Origin of the sequence: Yinghuangia sp. ASG 101, from assembly GCF_021165735.1 — a bacterium.
In the GTDB taxonomy this organism is placed as follows: Bacteria; Actinomycetota; Actinomycetes; order Streptomycetales; family Streptomycetaceae; genus Yinghuangia.
On sequence record NZ_CP088911.1, the window covers coordinates 5,912,593 to 5,929,261 of the forward strand.

17 protein-coding genes are annotated in these 16,669 nt (G+C 73.6%); 7 read left to right on the forward strand and 10 right to left on the reverse strand.

Annotation, left to right across the window (positions count from 1 at the left end; translation table 11 throughout):
* Positions 1-88: 88 nt before the first annotated feature.
* Complete coding sequence (locus tag LO772_RS25400) at positions 89-667, forward strand: hypothetical protein (protein ID WP_231774351.1); 579 nt, start codon at positions 89-91, stop codon at positions 665-667.
* On the forward strand, positions 622-1,659 hold the full coding sequence (locus LO772_RS25405; RefSeq protein WP_231774352.1) for a carbohydrate kinase family protein: 1,038 nt from the start codon (positions 622-624) through the stop codon (positions 1,657-1,659). The genes LO772_RS25400 and LO772_RS25405 overlap by 46 nt, the downstream gene beginning before the upstream one ends.
* On the opposite strand, the gene LO772_RS25410 is transcribed toward LO772_RS25405, so the two are convergent.
* Together LO772_RS25410 and LO772_RS25415 are read right to left on the reverse strand one after the other, a co-directional pair.
* The gene (locus tag LO772_RS25410; RefSeq protein WP_231774353.1) at positions 1,620-2,027 is read right to left on the reverse strand and encodes a nuclear transport factor 2 family protein; all 408 of its coding nucleotides are present in this window, start codon (positions 2,025-2,027) and stop codon (positions 1,620-1,622) included. The genes LO772_RS25405 and LO772_RS25410 overlap by 40 nt on opposite strands.
* 72 nt (positions 2,028-2,099) lie before the next feature.
* Positions 2,100-3,299: a hypothetical protein gene (locus LO772_RS25415; protein ID WP_231774354.1), complete on the reverse strand. Its 1,200-nt coding sequence runs from the start codon at positions 3,297-3,299 to the stop codon at positions 2,100-2,102.
* 319 nt (positions 3,300-3,618) lie between these two features.
* Between LO772_RS25415 and LO772_RS25420 the strand changes: the two genes are divergently transcribed.
* Positions 3,619-4,488 (forward strand): exonuclease domain-containing protein, encoded by an 870-nt coding sequence (locus tag LO772_RS25420; protein WP_443089315.1) that lies wholly within the window; start codon positions 3,619-3,621, stop codon positions 4,486-4,488.
* Positions 4,485-5,603, forward strand: a complete 1,119-nt coding sequence (locus tag LO772_RS25425; RefSeq protein WP_231774356.1) for an amidohydrolase family protein — start codon at positions 4,485-4,487, stop codon at positions 5,601-5,603. Before LO772_RS25420 ends, LO772_RS25425 begins: the two co-directional genes overlap by 4 nt.
* A 15-nt stretch (positions 5,604-5,618) precedes the next feature.
* Here the strand turns inward: LO772_RS25425 and LO772_RS25430 are convergent, their stop codons facing one another.
* Genes LO772_RS25430 through LO772_RS25445 form a run of 4 tightly spaced genes read right to left on the reverse strand, consistent with a single transcriptional unit; the run spans position 5,619 to position 9,645 of the window.
* Complete coding sequence (locus LO772_RS25430) at positions 5,619-6,299, reverse strand: ABC transporter ATP-binding protein (protein ID WP_231774357.1); 681 nt, start codon at positions 6,297-6,299, stop codon at positions 5,619-5,621.
* Positions 6,299-7,087 carry an ABC transporter ATP-binding protein gene (locus LO772_RS25435; RefSeq protein ID WP_231774358.1) on the reverse strand — a complete coding sequence of 263 codons (789 nt, stop codon included), beginning with the start codon at positions 7,085-7,087 and terminating at the stop codon, positions 6,299-6,301. The genes LO772_RS25430 and LO772_RS25435 overlap by 1 nt, the downstream gene beginning before the upstream one ends.
* Positions 7,084-9,033, reverse strand: coding sequence for an ABC transporter permease (locus tag LO772_RS25440; protein WP_231774359.1), 1,950 nt, complete (start codon positions 9,031-9,033; stop codon positions 7,084-7,086). Before LO772_RS25440 ends, LO772_RS25435 begins: the two co-directional genes overlap by 4 nt.
* A 3-nt stretch (positions 9,034-9,036) precedes the next feature.
* Positions 9,037-9,645, reverse strand: a complete 609-nt coding sequence (locus LO772_RS25445) for a hypothetical protein (protein ID WP_231774360.1) — start codon at positions 9,643-9,645, stop codon at positions 9,037-9,039.
* A 303-nt stretch (positions 9,646-9,948) separates the two neighbouring features.
* On the opposite strand from LO772_RS25445, the gene LO772_RS25450 reads away from it, so the two are divergent.
* Positions 9,949-10,470, forward strand: a complete 522-nt coding sequence (locus LO772_RS25450; protein ID WP_231774361.1) for a hypothetical protein — start codon at positions 9,949-9,951, stop codon at positions 10,468-10,470.
* Between the two features lie 116 nt (positions 10,471-10,586).
* The gene (locus LO772_RS25455; RefSeq protein WP_231774362.1) at positions 10,587-11,969 is read left to right on the forward strand and encodes an ABC transporter substrate-binding protein; all 1,383 of its coding nucleotides are present in this window, start codon (positions 10,587-10,589) and stop codon (positions 11,967-11,969) included.
* Between the two features lie 69 nt (positions 11,970-12,038).
* Here LO772_RS25455 and LO772_RS25460 read toward each other — a convergent pair whose 3' ends face one another.
* Positions 12,039-13,214: a D-alanyl-D-alanine carboxypeptidase family protein gene (locus tag LO772_RS25460; protein WP_231774363.1), complete on the reverse strand. Its 1,176-nt coding sequence runs from the start codon at positions 13,212-13,214 to the stop codon at positions 12,039-12,041.
* Between the two features lie 242 nt (positions 13,215-13,456).
* Here LO772_RS25460 and moaA point away from each other — a divergent pair, with 242 nt between their 5' ends.
* The gene (gene moaA, locus LO772_RS25465) at positions 13,457-14,494 is read left to right on the forward strand and encodes a GTP 3',8-cyclase MoaA (RefSeq protein ID WP_231774364.1); all 1,038 of its coding nucleotides are present in this window, start codon (positions 13,457-13,459) and stop codon (positions 14,492-14,494) included.
* A 366-nt stretch (positions 14,495-14,860) separates the two neighbouring features.
* Here the strand turns inward: moaA and LO772_RS25470 are convergent, their stop codons facing one another.
* The 3 genes from LO772_RS25470 to LO772_RS25480 all read right to left on the reverse strand — a co-directional run bounded on the left by LO772_RS25470 (position 14,861) and on the right by LO772_RS25480 (position 16,656).
* Positions 14,861-15,139, reverse strand: a complete 279-nt coding sequence (locus LO772_RS25470; RefSeq protein ID WP_231774365.1) for a hypothetical protein — start codon at positions 15,137-15,139, stop codon at positions 14,861-14,863.
* 320 nt (positions 15,140-15,459) lie between these two features.
* Entirely contained in the window at positions 15,460-15,951 is a 492-nt protein-coding gene (locus LO772_RS36105; protein WP_331717267.1) for a DUF3099 domain-containing protein, read from the reverse strand.
* A gap of 153 nt (positions 15,952-16,104) precedes the next feature.
* The gene (locus LO772_RS25480; protein WP_231774366.1) at positions 16,105-16,656 is read right to left on the reverse strand and encodes an RNA 2'-phosphotransferase; all 552 of its coding nucleotides are present in this window, start codon (positions 16,654-16,656) and stop codon (positions 16,105-16,107) included.
* Between the last annotated feature and the right edge of the window lie 13 nt (positions 16,657-16,669).

Sequence of the window (16,669 nt, forward strand, 5' to 3'; positions counted from 1 at the left end):
TGTCGCGACCTTCCGGGGGTCGTCGTACCCCTCGGATGGTCCCCAGGGCGGACGCGCCCGGACACAACCGTCCTGTAGAAACGTGGACGTGACGTCATCGCTCAAAGAGGCCACCGCCCCCAAGCGGCGGTTGGTGCGCTGGCTGCCGCGCGGCGTGCTGGTCCTGCTCCTCGCCTACCTGGCGTACGCCGTGATCAACGTGACCGGCGCCGAACACGCCGACGCGGAGCGCGGCACCACCTGCGGCGTTTCGTACGCCCACGACGGCGGCGACGCGGCCCGCATGCGCGACGCCCTGACGGGCGTGCGCGGCTCGGGCGTGGGGCAGGCGCTCGCCGACCTGGCACCGCTGAAGTGGGACCTCATGTACGCGTTCCCGGCGTCCGTGGTGGCCGCGCAGCCGGGCGACCCCGGCGACGTGGGCGTGGACGTCGACGGCATGGTGGGCTGCGAGGTGACCTTCCCCTACCGCGCGGAGTTCGGGCTCGGGACCGTGTTGTTCTTCGTCCACGACGGCAAGGTGGTCCGGTCGCTGGAGGTCGGCTACCACCTGGTCGGCAACCGGGGCCCGTGGCGCTGGCCCCAGAACACCCGCGTCGAAACGCTGCCGCCGTCCCCGGAGTGCCCGAACGGCGGCTGCCTGCGGCTCATGGGGGTCGTGGCCTGACGAACGACGGCGACGCCGCGGCCGACGCGCCCCGACACGGCGACATCGCGGGCATCGGCGCACTGAACGTCGACGTCATCGTCCGCACACCGGACCGCGTCTCCGGAGCGGACGCCGATTCCGAGTCGTCGGCGACCTCCGCGGAGATGCGCGAACTCCTGCGCGCGGTCGCGTCGATGCCGCGCCGCGTCACGCTCGGCGGATCCGCGTTCACCACGATCACCGCGATCGCCCGGCTCCACCCGGAGCTGGGACTGGGGTTCGTCGGTGTCGCCGGCGAACCCCCTTTCGGGGCGGAGTCGTTCGTCGAGTCCCTGACCCGCCTCGGGGTCGACGCCGGAGCGGTGCACGGCACCGAGGCCCGCGCGGGCGTGTGCCTCGCGATCGAGCACGTGGGGAACCGGGCGCTTCGCGTCGACCCGGGCGCCAACACCGCCATGGCCGACCACGTGGACGGCCGGCGGGCGGAGATCGTCGCGCGCCTGAGCCGGTTCCGCGCCGTGCACGTGACGTCGTTCCTGGACGACGCCACGCCGCCCGCGCTGCTGCGCCTGATCCGGGCGCTGCGCCGGGAGGCGCCCGGGACGCGGATCAGCCTGGACCCCGGGGACACGTGGTGCGCCCGCCCCACCGACGCCGTCCGCGGTCTGCTGGCGGCGGCCGACGTCGTGCTCCTCAACCGACGCGAGTTCGCCGCGGTGCGTGCCCACCTCGCGCCGGCGACGACCGACGTGGTCGTCAAGGCGCCGGACGGTGTGCGGGTGCGGCGGGCCGGTGCGCGAGCGTGGCTGCGGGTGACGCACGAGCCCTTGCCCGTCGGGGAGATCCGCCGCCCCACGGGTGCCGGCGACGCCTTCGCGGCGGGTTTCCTGGCCGCGTCGCCGACCGGGTCGGGTGACGTGCGCGAGGCCGCGCGGGCCGGGTCGGCGGCGGCGCGGGAGCACCTGAGGGGTCACGGGGCGAGCGCTTCGGCGGCGGCGGACGGGTTGTAGAACTCCCGTTGGTGGGCGATCAGTCCGCCGTGGAAGGCCACCACGCTGATGTAGGTGTTGGCGTACGGCTTCCCGGTCGTCGTGACGCGGCCTTCGCTGGTGTACTCGGCGATCAGGACATCGGGATCGGCGCACTCGTGGACGCGGGTCACCGTCAGCCGCATCTCGAAGACCGCGAGGGCGGCGGTCAGGTACGCGCTGATCCGTGCCCGGCCCTCGACCCGCACGGGCGGTGCCGCGTACGGGAATTCGAGGACCGCGTCGTCGGTGTACTCGGCGAGTTGCGCGGACACGTCGCCGACGGCGGCCAGGGCACGGCGGAGCGCGGCGGTGTTGCGGGCGCGGATTTCCGGGTCGGTGGTCGTCATGGCGCCATCGTGGGGAACCGGGGCGGAGAACTCCAGGGCACCGCACGGGAGTCGGCGTGCCGCGGCGCCCGACTACGGTGCCGGCGGCGGCCCCGCGAGGATGCGGTGCCAGCCGGAGGCGGTCAGCGCGGTGCGGTCGGCGTTCCGGGTGGCCCGGCCCAGCGTGTGCGCGGGGGCGGTGACCAGCGCCGCGCACAGGGCGAACACCCGGGCCAGGGTGCGGGGTTCACGGAAAGGGGACAGAAGCTCCTCGGTGCTTCCGCGGTACGGGCCGCGGCGGGCGGTGGCGTACCACAGCTCCCGCCACACCGCGCCTCGGCCGCGTTCGCCGGCGGCCCACAGCGCCTGCAGGAACTGGTGGGTGAGGACGTCGGGTTCTCCCAGCGGGAGGGCGGAGGGGGAGCCGCCCTGGGAGACGCCGATCAGGGCGCCGACGAGGTCGACGCCGGAGCGCGCGGCGTTCGCAGGCTCGACGAGGCGCGGGTTGACGTCGATCCAGACCGGGCCGTCGGCGGTCAGCACACCGTCCATCGACAGGGCGCCGTGCCAACCGATGTGGGCGCCGAGCAGCGTGATGTGCTCGCGCACCGCGAGCAGGTTCACGCCGCGCTTCGCGGCGGCGCCGCCCCGCGACCCGATGCGGGTGTGCAGGTACGCGTGGGCGGCGACCAGGCGCCCGTTGTCGAAGACCGACTGCGCGCTGATCACGGGCCCCTGTTCGGGCTGCTGCACGAGCACGCCGCTGTCGGTGGCGAACGTGCCCTCGGCGTCGAGCCGGTCCGCGAGGCGCAGCAGCTCCTCGCGGCGGGTGATGTGGTGGACCCCGGTGGACGCCGCGCCGATCGGGAGCTTGACGTACAGCGGCGGATCGGAGATCTGGCGAAGCGCCTCCGCGGAGCGCACGACGAACGACTCGGGCTGCGGAAGACCGATCTCGGTGAGCGTGACGGCCGCGGAGACCTTGTCCTGGACGCGTTCGAGCGCGGCGAACCCCGGCACCGCGACCCGCCCGGCGAGCCACGTCGCGGCCGCGTCCGCCCGGGACAGGACGGCGACTTGGTCGCCGGTGGGTATCAGGACGTCGTGCCCGTCCGCGCGCAGGGTCTTCTCGGCCGCGCCGAGCCACCCCCACGGGTCGTCGCCGAACGCCGGCACGGTGTACACCCGCCGCACCGATTTCGGATACCGCAGCGGCGGCTTGCCCTCGGGCGCGAGCACGTCCACCTCGTGCCCGGCATCGCCCAGCAGCAAGGCGACTTGACGGGACGTCACACCGAAACCATCCGAGAGCAGTACGCGCACGCGGACATCCTGGCACCGTGCGGCATCCGATGCGCGGCTCGCCGGGAACCCGGCGTCACCGGCTCCGCCCCGCGGGCCGTCGACGGTGCCACGAGGCGTGCGCCGCAAGGGTGTTCGGGAGGCGGGCGAAAGCGTGGCAAAAAGGCCGGCGTCATTGCGACCGCGTAGCGTGGTGATCATCTTGACGCAAGGTGAAACTACGGAGCGAGCGAGGTAACCCGCTGTGGCCACCAACCGTTATGGCGCTGCCTGTGCCACCTGTTCGACGTACGTCCCACCGGGTGACGGAGTGTTGACCCGGATCGACGGAAAATGGACGACGTACTGCAAGGACTGCGAGCCCAAACCGGTCGCCCCCGCGCGCGGCGGCCACGAGGGCTGGCACCAAAGGCTGCTGGCCGCCTTCGACTTGGAGACGTCGGGGGTCGACGTCCGCAACGACTTCATCGTCACCGCCGCGGTGTGCGACACCGCCGGCAACCGCCGCACCTGGCTCGTGCACCCGGGCGACCGCGAGATCCCGGCCGAGGCGACCGCGGTGCACGGCGTCGGCACCGAGCACGCACGCGCACACGGGCGCCCGGCGGTCGAATGCCTCGACGAGATCGCCGACACCCTCGCCGGATACCTCGCGGCGGGCACCCCCGTCGCCGTCTACAACGCGGTGTTCGACCTGACCCTCCTGGAGGCGGAGCTGCGCCGCCACGACCGCACGCCCCTCGCACGCCGCGTGCCCGTCCTCGGCCCGATCGTCGACCCGCTCGTCATCGACAAGCAGCTCGACCGGTTCCGGCGCGGCAAGCGGACGCTGGAGGCGACCACCGCCTTCTACGGCGTCTCCCTCGCGGACGCGCACACCGCCGACGCCGACGCCGAGGCGTGCCTGCGCCTGGCGGTGGAACTCGGCGCGCGCCACCCGAAGTTGGCCGCGCTCGACGTACGCGCACTGCACAACGAGCAGCGCACATGGGCCGCCGAACAGGCGGCGTCGTTCCAGGCGTACCTTGATCGGAGGAAGCCCGGACACGGCGAACACATCGTGGGCGACTGGCCGGTGGCACCGCCGGAGGCGTCGGCCAAAGGAGAGGCTGAGGCGGCTCACGTGGTGGCTCCGCGTCCGGCTCAGGCCACTGTGGAGACATCTGAGGTGACGTCATGAGCACAGCAGACCGGGGGAGTCCGGAGACGAGCGGGCCCGCGCTGCACGTGGTGGGACCGATCCTCGCCGGCCCCGAGCCGGAGGACGTCCGCGACGAACTGTGGGTGCTGGACGGCCGCATCACGTTCGAACGACCGCGCCACACCGAAACCGCCACCGTGCGCGGCTGGGTGCTGCCCGGCCTGGTCGACGCGCACTGCCACGTCGGTCTCGACGACCACGGCGCGGTCGACGAGGCCACCACCGAACGCCAGGCACTCGCCGACCGCGACTCCGGCGCGCTGCTGCTGCGCGACGCCGGGTCGGCCGCCGACACGCGCTGGATCGACGGCCGCGAGGACCTGCCCCGGCTCATCCGCGCCGGCCGCCACCTCGCCCGCCCCCGGCGCTACATCCGCAACTTCGCCCACGAGATCGAACCGGGCGACCTGACCGCGTACGTCCTCCAGGAGGCCCACCGCGGCGACGGGTGGGTCAAGCTCGTCGGCGACTGGATCGACCGCGAACGCGGCGACCTCGCGCCCTGCTGGCCCTACGACGCGCTCAAGGAGGCCATCGACGCCGCCCACGCCGTCGGCGCCCGGGTGACCGCGCACTGCTTCGCGGAGGACTCCCTGCCCGACCTGGTCGCGGCCGGGATCGACTGCGTCGAACACGCGACCGGCCTGACCGAGGCCATGATCCCCGAATTCGCCGCACGCGGCGTCGCGATCGTCCCGACGCTGGTCAACATCGCGACGTTCCCCGGCATCGCCGACGGCGCGTCCGCGAAGTTCCCGGCCTACGCGGCCCATATGCGGGCGCTGCACGAAAACCGCTACGCCACCGTGCGGGCGGCCCACGACGCCGGCATCCCGATCTACGTCGGCACCGACGCGGGCGGATCACTGGCCCACGGCCTGGTCGGCAGCGAGGTCATGGAGCTGGTCCGCGCGGGCCTGCCGACGAAGGCCGCCATCTCCGCCGCCTCCTGGTCGGCGCGCGCCTGGCTCGGGCGACCCGGCCTGGAGGAGGGCGCGTCCGCCGACTTCGTGGTCTACGACGCCGACCCGCGCGACGACGCCGAAGTGCTGCTGCACCCGAGGTCCGTGGTGCTGCGCGGCGCCGCACGATGACGCCCGAGCCGGCCGTCACTCGAACAGCGACGCGTCCGCCCCGGTGAGGAGTTCGCCGGGCTCCCCGGCGAACGCCACCCGGCCCCGGCGCAGCACGTACGCCGCGTCCGCCCGCCGCAGCGCCTCCCCGGCGTACTGCTCGACCAGGACGACGGTCCGGTCGCTCGCCGCGAGTTCGCCGACGACCTCGTACAACCGCGCCACCACGCGCGGCGCGAGGCCCTGGCTCAGTTCGTCGAGCAGCAGAACGCGCGACGGCCGCAGCAGCGCACGCGACACCGCGAGCATCTGCTGCTCGCCACCCGACAGCGTCCCGGCGCGCCGACCCAGGCGCTCGCGCAGCACCGGGAACGCGTCGAGCGCCGGATCGACCGCGTCGCCGCCCGCGAACACCCGCAGGTTGTCGCGGACCGGCAGACCCGCGAAGACACCGTGCCCGTCCGGGATCAACGCCAGGCCGTCGCGGGCGCGTTCGGACACGGTACGCCGCGTGATGTCGCGGCCGTCCCACACGATCCGCCCGGACGACGGCGCCACCAACCCGGCGACCGTGCGCAACAGCGTCGAGCGCCCGGCCCCGTTGCGGCCGAGCACCGCCGTGACGGCCCGCGCGGGGAACGCCAGGCTGACCCCGTGCAGGGCCTCCACCGGGCCGTAGCGCACGCGCACGTCGTGCAGCGCGATCGAGACGGGCATCAGGACGCGCCCCCGTCGCCGGTCGCGGGGTCGAGGTACGCCGCCCGGGCCGCCGCGTCGGTGCGCACCCGCTCCGGCGGCCCGGACGCCACGACCCGTCCGGCGGCCATCACGTGCACCGTGTCGGCGACCCCGAACACCAGGGCCATGTCGTGTTCGACGAGCAGCACCGCCAGGCCCTCGTCGGCCAGCGCGCGCAGCAGCGTCCGCAGCCGGTCGGTCTCCGCGTCGTCCAGGCCGCTCGCCGGCTCGTCGAGCAGCAGCACGGACGGGCGCGACGCCAGCGCCCGGCCCAGTTCCACCAACCGCAAGGTGCCGGTGGGGAGCCGGCCGCACGGGACGTCGCGCAGCGCCGTGAGGCCGACCCGCGCGAGCGCGTCCTCGACGGCGTCGTCCGCGCGCCCCGCCTCGGGCAGCCCGAACAGCCGTGCGGTGGCCCGTGTCCCCGCGCGGTTCTCCGCGCCGACGCGCAGGTTGTCGGCCACCGTCAGGGTCGCGAAAACGGACACGACCTGGAACGTGCGGGCGATGCCGAGCCGGGCGCGCCGATGGTCGGCGAGGCGCGTGATGTCCCGGTCGCCGAACCGGATACGGCCCGCGTCCGGGCGCTGCGCCCCCGCGAGGCAGTGGAACAACGTGCTCTTGCCCGCGCCGTTCGGGCCGATCACCGCCGTGACCCGTCCCGGAGGAACCTCCACGTCCACGCCGTCGACCGCCCGCAACCCGCCGAAGTGGCGGACGAGGCCGTCCGCCCGCAACACCGGCCCCGGACCCTGACGCGCCGTCATGATCCGGCTCCGGTACGCGCGTCGGCCGCGGTGCGGGCCCGGACGGATCGGCGCAGCGCGCGCCCGGTGGCGGTCGGCCGGACCGGGCGCGCCGGGGCCGAGTCCCCGGCGGGGACGGGGGCGAGCGCCCGGCGCGCGGTGGCGAGCACGCCGCCCGGCATACGCGACAGCAGCACGGCGCCCGCGCCGATGACGATCGTCGAGACACCGGCCCGGGTGCTGCTGTCCAGGCCGACGATGAGCGCCGCCGCCAACACCGCCCCCGCCGCGCTGTCGACGCCGAAGACCACCACGGCCGCGAACCAGATCAGACCCATCAGCGGATCGAACGACTGCGCGTCGAACGCCCGCCCGCCCATGCCCAGCAGCGCCCCGCCCAAGGCCGCCACACCCGCGCTCACCGCGAACACGAACACCTTGAGGCCCGGTACGTCGATCCCGGACGCCGCCGCTCCGCCCTCGCTGTCCCGTGTCGCGACCAGCATGCGGCCCAAGCGGCCGGTGCGCAGCCGCCGGACCACCAGGAGCGTCCCGCCGAGGCAGACCAACTCCAGGATGTAGAACGAGCGTTCGCCGGTGAACGGCCACGGGTGGTCGAGCCGCAGCCCCGAGGTGAAGACCGGCTGCGCGAAGACGAAACGGCTCACCACGACGGCGACCGCGAACGTGGTCAGGGCAAGTGCCAGGCCCCGGCGCCGGATCGCCGGCCATCCCGTCAGCAGACCGATCGGCACCACCAGCAGCGTGCCGAGCAACAGCGCCACGAGGCCGGGGACTTCCGGAAGACCGAAGAACTTCCCGCTCATCAGGGATGCCGCGATCAGCGCCCCGAGCCCCGCGTACCCGGCCTGCCCGAGCGACACCTGCCCGGCGTACCCGGTCACGATCACCAGGGACACGAACACGATGGCCAGCGCGGGCACTTGCTGTGCGGAACGCAGGTGGTCGGTGTCCAGCGCGAGCGGTGCGGCGAGGACGATCGGGTACGGCACCCACCACAGCACGGGCAGCCGCGGCGCCGGCCCCGCCTCGATCCGCGTGTGCGACCCCCGCGCGCCCACCTCGACCATGCGCGGCAGCAGAAGCAGCGCCAGCAGCAGCACCACCACGAACATGTTGGACTGGAGCGCCTGGAGGACGTCCTGCGCCCGCCCCTCCACCTGCACGCGGGTCAGTTCGCTCTGCCCGACGCCGATCGCGAGCGCGACGAGGATCGCGACCGGCAGGCTCGCCATGCGCGCCGCGACCGCGACCCCGATCGTCTCCAGCACCAGGAGCGTCAGCCCGAACGGGTCGAGCCGCAGGTGGGGCGCCAACAGGATGCCGGTGAGGCCGGCCAGCATCGACCCGAACGCCCAGCCGACCGCCGACACCCGGTCCGCCGCCACGCCGCTCAGCTCGGCGAGTTCGCGGCGGTCCACCACCGCGCGCAGTTGCGTCCCGAAGCGCGTGAAGCGGGTGACGGCCGCGACGATCAGCGCGATCCCCACGACGACGCCGAGATCGATCAGCGCCGACTCGGAGACCCGTGCCCCGCCCCACAGTTCGATGGTCCCGGTGTCGAACAGCGCCGGGGGGTCGAGGCGCGACGCGGTTCCCCACACCAGGATCGCGATGCCGAGCAGCAGCACGAGCACGCCCAGCGACGCGGCGAGCGTTTCGGCGGGCCCGGCACCGCGCCGGCCGAGGCCGCGGAAGACGAAGCGTTCCAGGAGCAGCCCGAACGCGGGCGCGACGACCAGCACGTCCAGCAGCGCGGACGGCACCACCGGCCAGCCCCACACGTGCACTTGCTGCCACAGCAGATAGGCGGTGACCATCGCCAGCCCACCGAAGCCCAGGTTGAACACCCCGGTGGCCCGGTACGACGTGATGAGCCCGACGGCGGCCAGCGCGGCGATCGCACCGACGGCCAGCCCGGCGAGGGCGAGATCGAGTGTCGCCATCGGTCAGTCGTCGGGATCCGCGCGCGGACCGGCGGCCCCCGGCGCCGCCGGAGTCTCACCGGTGTCGTCGGGGTCGCACAACGCGCAGGCGCGCAGGTCCAGTTCGGCGACCTGCCGGGCGCCGACCGCGTGCACGCCGTTCTTGCCCGCCACGAGCGGGCAGTCCGGGCGGTGGTAGCGCGCACCCGCGGGGAGTGCGACGAAGGGGGCGTTTCTGTCCTCCCAGAGGTCCGACCGGGTCGCGCCGCCCGAGGGGCGTTCCGGGGGGCTGTCGGCGGGGTCGGGGAAGTCCGGATCCGCGTCCGCCGGTTCGACGACGAGCGCGTGCAACTCGGCGACCTGGCGGCGCAGTGCGGCGTCGGAGCCCGCGCCGCCGTCGGCGCGCAGCCGTGCGCCGACGAGCACGGCGCCCGCGACGATCAGCGCCGCGCCGGGCACCGTCGCCGACGCGAGATACGGGATCTGCCGCGCCTCGTGCTTCTCGCCCGAGACGCCGTACCACCCGAGGACGCACAGGACCGCGCCGACCAGGGCGACGATCCACCCCCCGTGGTCCCGTATTACGGCGACGCGCACCTCGCCGTACCGGCGCCGTCTCTCCGAACCCTCCACCGGCCCGCCTCACCTGTCGACGCCTGTTGACCGTTCGTCCCGACGGGTCGTCCCGCGTTCGGACCAGATTAGTTCCGGTCGAAACGAATGGATACCGGGTCTGTATCGGCGGCATGTCGACACCCGGCACGGGACAAGATGCGCGAGGACGCGTCGGCGCGGGCGTCGGCGGTATCGAACGGCGGCCACGTGGCACGGGGAAGGGTGCCGTACGCTCCGACCTGACTTCTGCTGATCCATACCGGGTACGAACCCGGACGAAACGGATGGTGAACACATATGCGCGACATGCGGAATCGTCGTATGGCGTGGGCCGCCCTCCCGATCGCGGGCGTTCTGCTGCTCGCCGGGTGCGGGGATGACGACGACGGCGACGAGGCGAAGACCACGCCCTCGGCGTCGGCCCCGGCGTCCGCTCCGGAGTCCGCTCCCGCGGGCGGCGGCGCGGTCGACACCGCGACGTTCTCGGCGGACCAGAAGGCGGCTGCCGAGGCATACCAGAAGGTGTTCGACCCCAGCGCGTCCGCCGCCGACCGCAAGCAGTACATCCAGGACAGCGACAAGCTGAGCGGCATGCTCGACGCGATGCTCGGCAGCCCGCTGGTCGGCAGCATCACCGCCAAGACCGGGGACGTGAAGGTCAGCGGCGACACGGGCACCGTCAACTTCGAGATCGTCAACACCACCGGCGGCTCGGTCGGCATGCCGGCCACCGACGGCCCGGTCGTCAAGGTGGACGGCCAGTGGAAGGTCGGCGCGAAGACCGTCTGCACGCTGGCCGGGTACGTGAACGCGCCCACGCCGCCGGACTGCGCCAACTACTGACCGGCCCGCCGGGACGGCCGGCCACGGGTCGTCCGCGGGAGTTCGCGGGCACGTACGCTCGATATGTGCCCGCGGCCCCGCGCCGTTCCCCGCCCACCCCGCGCCGGGAGGCCCCGATGCCGCGCAGCAACCCCCGCCGAACCCGCCGGCCGTCGCCGGTCGCCGCCGCCGTCGCCGCGGCGCTGGTCCTCGTCCTCGCGGCGTGCGGGTCGCGGCTCCCGGAAAGCGACTTCGAGCAGTCCGCGCCCGCGCCGGGCGCCGGGGGCGCGCCGAACGCCAACACCGCCTCGGACGTCGGCGTCACGCCCACCGAGATCAGGGTCGGGATGATCGACACCGCGTCGGGCCTGCTCGGCGGCGAGACCTTCTCCGGACCGATGTACGGCGCGCAGGCGTTCTTCAAGGCACTCAACGCCAAGGGCGGTATCAACGGCCGCACGGTCAAGGTCGTGGGATGCGACGACGAGGGCGCGGGCTTCGTCAACCAGAAGTGCGCGCGCCGGCTCGTCGACGACGACAAGGTGTTCGCGTTCGCCGGCAACAGCGTCTACAAGTACGACGGTGCCGAGTACGTCAGCGCCAAGGGCGTGCCGGACGTCGGCGGCATCCCGGTCGGCAACGCCTACGACACGTACCGGCACCTCTACAGCCTCTACGGCTCCAACGCACCGCGCGACGGCAAGGTCGGCTGGAACGGCACGCTCTACCAGAACACCGCGGTCTACCGGTACTTCAAGGAGAAGCTCGGCGCGCGGACCGCCGCCGTCGTCTCCTACAACCAGGCGGATTCCGCGCGTTACGCCGACAGCATCGCGGACGGGCTGCGCGCCGAGGGCTACACCGTGCTCGACAAGCAAGTGGACTTCGCGCTCGCCAACTTCGACGCGGCCGTGGCCGACATGCGCAACCGCGGCGTCGACATCGTCTTCGACTCGATCGACACCCGCGGCAACTCGCTGCTGTGCAAGGCGATGGACGGCGCCGGGCTCAAGGTGCAGGCGAAGGTCTCCACCGTGCAGAGCCAAAACGCCCTGGTGAAGGACGAGTTCGCGGACTCGCCGGCCTGCCGCGACAGCATCTACGTGACCGGCACGAGCCGTTCGTACGAGGACGTCGGGCATCCCGCGGTCGCCGAGTTCCGCGAGGCGATGCGCACGTACTTCCCCGACCGCGAGGACAAGATGTCCCAGTGGACGCTGGAGGGCTGGGCGTCCGCGCGGTTCCTCACCGACGCCATCGCGTCGTGCGGAGCCGACGTGACGCGCGCCTGCGTCGAGGCCTTCGTCGACCGGCCGCAGGGGTACGACGCGCACGGCCTGCTCGTGCCGGTCGACTTCCGGCCGCTGACCGCCGAGGAGGTGCAGCGGCCCGCGAAGTGGTGTATCAACGCGGTCCGTTGGCAGGACTCCGCCGGCAACGGGCGGGGCGGCTGGGTCGACCAGGTGCCCGACATGGACGCGAACTGCTTCGACGTCCCGTCGCTGCCCTACAAGCCGTGAGCCGCGCCCGCCGCGTGAGGCCACCGCACGAGGCCCCACACGGCGGCGCGACCACGCGTCACCGCCGCTCTACGGGTGCGGCTTGAGCGACGGACAGCCCCGGTTCTTGTACGACGCGTCGTATTCGAAGTGCCACGACTCGTTCGCGTAGATCTGGCACCAGCCGTAGCGCGAGCCGTTCTGCTTCATCCAGGGCTGCGCGGCGACGTTGATGTCGATCGCGGTGCCGTGGACGTGCGTCGACTCGTCGGGCGGCAGCACCCGCATGCGGGCCGCCTCCTCCGACCCGAGGTCGCGGACCTCCTTCTCCCACAGCTCCTTCTGGTGCTGGTACGACCGCTTCCCCGACGTGAGCGTCATCGTGATGCCGTCGGCGGCCATCGCGTTCTTCGCCTGCGCGTACGCGGTGCGCGCCGCGGGGGCCAGCGCACCCGGATCGGTGGACTCCGGCTCGTCCGTGACGCCGTCGTTGTCCTTGTCGGCCGTGGGCGACTTGCCGCTCGCCGACGGGCTCGCGGTCGGCGACTTCGACGCGGTCGGGGACGTCGACGCCGATGCCGACGGCGTGGGGCTCGCGCTGGTCGCCGCCGCGCTCGTCGGCGGGGCCTCCGTGGTGGCCGGCGGTGTCGGGGCGGGCGGCGGCGTCGGCAGCGGGCTCGGCGTCCCGACGTTCACCGCGTTCGGCGTCGTGTCGTCGTTGTCGCCCAGGGTGCCGGCCGCGACCACGCCCGCACCGCCGAGCAGCACCACGCCGAGGACGCTCCAGACCACGAGCGAGCGGCGGTTGCGCCGCGGCGCGCGGCCCCCCTCGTCGCCGCCGTGGCCGCCGCCCGGGGCGGGCGGGTTCGGTCCGCCGCCCTCGGCGCCGCCGACCGCGAACCCACCGGGGGCCGCGCCGGGTTGGTCGGGGCCGCCGGGGCCGCCCTCCGGCGGGCGACCGGCGCCGGCGGCCATGGCGTACGCGCCCAAATCGTGCTCGTCGGCCCGCCCGTCGCCACCGGCCGCCGGGGTCGGGGCGGGCGGCACCGGCACCTGCCCCGGTGCCGGCTGCAGCTGCACCGGGACGACCTGCGTCGGCGACTCGAACGGGTTCGGCGCGGGCGCCCCGCTGCTGGCCTGCCAGACGTCGTCCAGATACCGCGCGGCGTCCGAATACTGCGCGCCCTGCGCGGGCTCCGGCGTGCCGCCGGCTCTGTGGCGTGAGCCGCCCGGCTGCGGACCCTGGTCTTGCGGATTGTGAGTCAACGTGGAAATCCTCCCCACCGAATCATTTCGTATGGCGGGGACACGTCGGACCACCCCGAGGGTTCCGGGCCTATGGCAAATGCCACGCGCGCGCGACGCAACGCCGTGTCCTTGCCGGGCGTACGGAAAAAACGGGACAGGGGTGATCACACGCGTACGCCCTCTGCGTACTCTGGGGGCCGACATCCGGACTCGCGCCCGACCGCGGTGGATCCGGTCCGGTCCGGGGTGAGGAGGCCGCCATGACCGCCGAGACGACCCCTGGGACGAGCACGGCCGCCGGGGTGGGCGGCCTCGTCGACGGCTTCGGGCGGGTGGCCACCGACCTGCGGGTGTCCCTCACGGACCGCTGCAACCTGCGCTGCACCTACTGCATGCCCGCGGAGGGCCTGGACTGGCTGCCCCGACCGGAACTGCTCACCGACGACGAGATCGTCCGGCTCGTGACCATCGGCGTCGAACGGCTCGGCATCACCGAGGTGCGCTTCACCGGCGGGGAACCGCTGCTGCGGCGCGGCCTGCCGGGCATCATCGAGCGCGTCGCCGCCCTCACACCGCGCCCCAAGCAGTCGGTGACCACCAACGGCCTCGCGCTGGCCAGGACGGCCCCGGCCCTCAAGGCCGCCGGCCTGGACCGCGTCAATGTCTCGCTGGACACCCTGGACCCCGAGCGGTTCCGCACGCTCACGCGCCGGGACCGGCTCCACGACGTCGTCGCCGGCATGGCCGCCGCCGCGGCGGCCGGGCTGGCGCCGGTGAAGGTCAACGCGGTCCTCATGCGCGGGGTCAACGACCGCGAGGCCCCCGACCTGCTCGCCTGGTGCCTCGAACGCGGCTACGAACTCCGCTTCATCGAACAGATGCCGCTGGACGCGCAGCACGGCTGGGACCGCACGCGGATGGTCACCGCGGAGGAGATCCTGCGCGACCTGTCGGCCGCGTTCCGGCTGGACCCCGAGGGCGACGCCGCCCGCGGCAGCGCCCCCGCGGAACGCTGGCTCGTCGACGGCGGTCCCGGCCGGGTCGGCGTGATCGGCACCGTCACCCGCCCGTTCTGCGGGGCCTGCGACCGGACCCGGCTCACGGCGGACGGCCAGATCCGCAACTGCCTTTTCGCGCGCGAGGAATCGGACCTGCGCGCGGCACTGCGCGGCGGCGCCGACGACGACGAACTCGCCGACCGCTGGCGCGCCGCGATGGCCGTCAAGAAGGCGGGCGCCGGCATCGACGACCCGACATTCCTCCAGCCGGCCCGCCCGATGTCGGCGATCGGCGGCTGACACCTGCCGGCGGCTCCCCGCCGGACCGTCCGTCGGCCTTGGGATCGGCGGCCGACGCCCGTCGGCGGGTCCCCGCCGCGCCGTTCGCCGCCCTTGCGGGCCCCGGTACCCGCCGACTTCGGATCCCGCTTCCGGTGTCCTCACGCCGCCGGAAGACCCGGGCCATTTGTCATGGTTGCGTTGTCGACACCCGCGGCCCGCGCCCGCTGATCCGTACCGCCGACGACCGGATCATCGCGGGCGTCGGGGGCGTGCCGGGCCGGCACGCGTCGACGGCGATGCCCGGGTCTTCGGGCCCCGGCGACGCGCCGTCCGAGGCCGCCGCGGACGGGGTGACACCCCGGCGCCGCCGCGCTCCGGCGGGTCTCAGGCCTGGTCGTCCGTCGTCGTCGCGTCGTCGTTTCCCGCCGTGTCCGCCGCGCGCTGGTCCGCGGTCCACACGTCGAAGGCGACGGTGTCCTTCAGGAATCCGCGTATCGCGAGGAACTGCCCCAGGCTCTCGCGGTGTTCGTCGCACGCGAGCCAGGTCTTGCGGCGCTCGGGGGTGTGCACCTTCGGGTTGTTCCACGCCAAGACCCACCGTGCGTCGGCGCGGCAGCCCTTGGCGGAACAGATGGGTCGCGCCGGCTCTTCGAGGGGGAACATGCGCCCAGTATCGCAACCGCGTTCCGCCGCATGGGAATCGCGAACCGGGAATGGCGTTTTTCGCTGCTCTGTGTGATGAACAGACCGGTCCGCGCGGCCGTTCACAGGCCCCGAACACGGGCGATGCCGGGCAGCCACGGGGGGAGCCGCCCGGCATCGCGTCGGTCGCTCCGACGGGGGATACGGAGCACGTTTTGAAGTATGGCACGTCCACGGCCCACGTGAAGCCCCATCCGCGAACGCGTGTCGAGCGAATTTGGGTGCCACACTTTCGGGTGCCGAACGCGCGCCCCCCACGGTTTCGCGCTCGGCCCAATAGCTTACTTTCCGTTACCTTCTGACGGTTCGTCAGTCGGCCGGGAGGGGTCTCCCGGCACGCGTCTGCCGGGCGGGTTGTCCGATATGTCGGCTGTGTCCTCGGCGGTGTCGCGAGCGTCGTCGGGCACGATCCACGCGTCCTCCGGCATCGCGTGGACGTCGCACCGCTCCGCGTGCGTCAGCACCGCGTCCGGAGGCGGCTCGATGGCGCGATGCGCCATGGGCGGTACGGCGGGCGGCGGGGTCTCGGACGTCGGCTTGCGGCCCGCGTTGGCGATGACGACCGCGATGTACGGCAGGAACAGCGCCGCCGCCAGCATCACCCAGCGCACCGGCCCGCTGATCACGACCGCGAGCAGAAAGCAGACCGTGCGGACCGACATCGACACCACATAGCGCCGCTGCCGCCCGCGGATGTCCTCGGACAGCCCTTTCCGCGCCCCGCTGATCCGGTAGACGGGCGCTTTGGCGCTCCGTACACGATTGACCAGCACAGTGCCCACCTGACGCCGCACGGACCGGGCCGACCCCGAAAGCCGGTCCTCCTGCCTCCACGGTACGCCGCTCGCCGGGGCGGGCGAAGACCGGGCGGGAGTCGTGTCCGACCCGGTCGGGAAACCCCGGGAGCACCGGTCCGGACGCCCGGTTCAGGCGGTGCCGTCGCGCAGGTACCGCGGCGGTACGGCCGGCACCAGCCAGACCCCGTTGTCCGACACCCGGAACACGTGGCCGTCCCGGTGCATGCGCCCCGCGTCCACCACCAGCACCACCGGCCGCCCGCGCCGCGCCCCCACCCGGCGGGCGGTGTCGCGGTCCGGCGACAAATGGACGTCGTGCCGGTCCATGGGCCGCAGCCCCTCCGCCATGATCGCGGCGACGACCCGGTCGACCGTGCCGTGGAACAGCACGTCCGGCGGCGCCGTCGCGGCGAGCCCCAGGTCGACCGCGACGGTGTGCCCCTGGTTCGCCCGGATCCGCGTGCCGTCCGCGGAGAACGAGAACCGCTTCTTGTCGTTCCGCGCGACCACGGTCGCCAGCTCCGCCCGGCTCATCCGGAAACCGCGTGCGGCGCAGGCCGCGAGCAGTTCGTCGACGGGCACCCAGCCCGCGGGGTCAAGGGTGATGCCGAGGCGCTCCGGCTGGTGCCGGAGCGCTCGCGACAGGTACTTGGACACCTTGACCATGCGTTTTTCGTCCATACGCCTCCTCGGC